The organism is Corallococcus sp. AB030 (genome assembly GCF_003668965.1).
Lineage (GTDB): Bacteria > Myxococcota > Myxococcia > Myxococcales > Myxococcaceae > Corallococcus > Corallococcus exiguus.
The window spans coordinates 1-1,552 of record NZ_RAWQ01000437.1 but is presented as its reverse complement, the minus strand read 5'-3'; the positions used below and the strand labels follow the sequence as shown (position 1 = coordinate 1,552).

Genomic DNA, 1,552 nt, shown 5'->3' with positions numbered 1-1,552 from the left:
CCAGGTAGTTCCAGGCGCGGCGGTCCAGCGCGAACCACAGCCGCGACAGCTCCGGCGAGGGCACGGCGCTGACGGGCGGGGTCTCCTCGGCGGGCGGCGGGGGGCTCGAATCGGCGGACATGGGAGCGGCGACGGTATAACGCAATGAGGCGTCATGACCCAACGACCCGGGCGGGCGGGCAGGCGAAGGAGCGCGCCACCGGTCTGCTGTCACGGCTGACACCCCCAGAAGGAGCAGTCCGCGCAGGGGTCCGCCGGGGGGCGTGGGGGACGCGGCGTGTTATGGAAGAGGGGTGCAGAAGATCGGCTACCTGATTCCCGAGTTCCCCGGCCAGACCCACATCTTCTTCTGGCGCGAGCTGCAGGCGCTGCCGGGGAAGGGCGTGTCACCGGAGCTGGTGTCCACCCGTCCGCCGCCCGCGCGCATCATCAGCCATAGCTGGGCACGCGAGGCCATGACGCGCACGGAGTACCTGGCCCCGCCGCCCCCGCTGGGCGTGCTGCGGGCCGCGCTGGAGATTGCCCGGGCCATGCCCACGGGCTGGGCGCGGGTGCTGGCCTCCATCGCGAGGGCGGAGGGCCTGGACGCGAAGGGCCGCGCGCAGCTGGTGGCGTTCGCGGTGATGGGCGGCCGGCTGGCTTCGCTGGCGCGCGAGCGCGGCTGGACGCACGTGCACGTGCACTCCTGCGCCAACGCGGCGCACGTGGCCATGTTCGCGCACCTGCTGTCAGGGCTCACGTACAGCATGACGCTGCACGGGCCGCTGGACGACTACGGCCCGAACCAGCGGGAGAAGTGGCGGCACGCGAAGTTCGCCTTCGTCATCACGAAGAAGCTGCTGGCGGAGGTGCGCCAGGAGCTGGCGGGGAGCCTGCCGGACCGCATCGAGCTGGCGCCCATGGGCGTGGAGCTGTCGCGCTTCCAGCGCTCGGTGGCCTACGAGCCGTGGTCCGGTGAAGGCCCGCTGCGGCTGTTCGCGTGCGGCCGGCTGAACCCGTGCAAGGGGCACGCGGACCTCATCGACGCGGTGGGGATGCTGCGCAAGAAGGGCATCGACGCGCGGCTGTCCATCGCGGGCGAGGACGAGGCGGGCGGCACCACGTACCGCAAGGTGCTGGAGGCGAAGCTCGCGCAGGACGGCCTCACGGACGCGGTGACGCTCTTGGGCGCGGTGGGCGAGGACGTGGTGAAGGACGGCATCCAGCGCTCGCACCTGTTCTCGCTGGCGAGCCTCCAGGAGCCGCTGGGCGTGGCCATCATGGAGGCCATGGCCATGCGCGTGCCGGTGGTGGTGACGGGCGCGGGCGGCGTGAAGGAGCTGGTGGACGACGGCGTGGACGGCGTGCTGGTGCCGCCGCAGGCGCCCGCCGTGCTGGCGGAGAAGTTGGAGAAGCTGGCGCGGGACCCGGCCGAAGCGGTGCGGCTGGGCGAGGCCGGCCGCCGCAAGGTGGAGGAGCAGTTCAGCAGCGAGCGCAGCGCGGACATGCTGGCGCGGATGCTGGCGTAGCCGGCTTCAGCGCACGGCCTTCCAGAAGAACAGGGCGGTGGCGC

1 protein-coding gene is annotated in these 1,552 nt (G+C 72.6%); it reads left to right on the top strand.

The window, feature by feature from the left end; genetic code table 11:
• Window positions 1-293: 293 nt before the first annotated feature.
• Entirely contained in the window at window positions 294-1,508 is a 1,215-nt protein-coding gene (epsE, locus tag D7Y15_RS43430; RefSeq protein WP_121756212.1) for an exopolysaccharide biosynthesis GT4 family glycosyltransferase EpsE, read from the top strand.
• Window positions 1,509-1,552 lie beyond the last annotated feature (44 nt).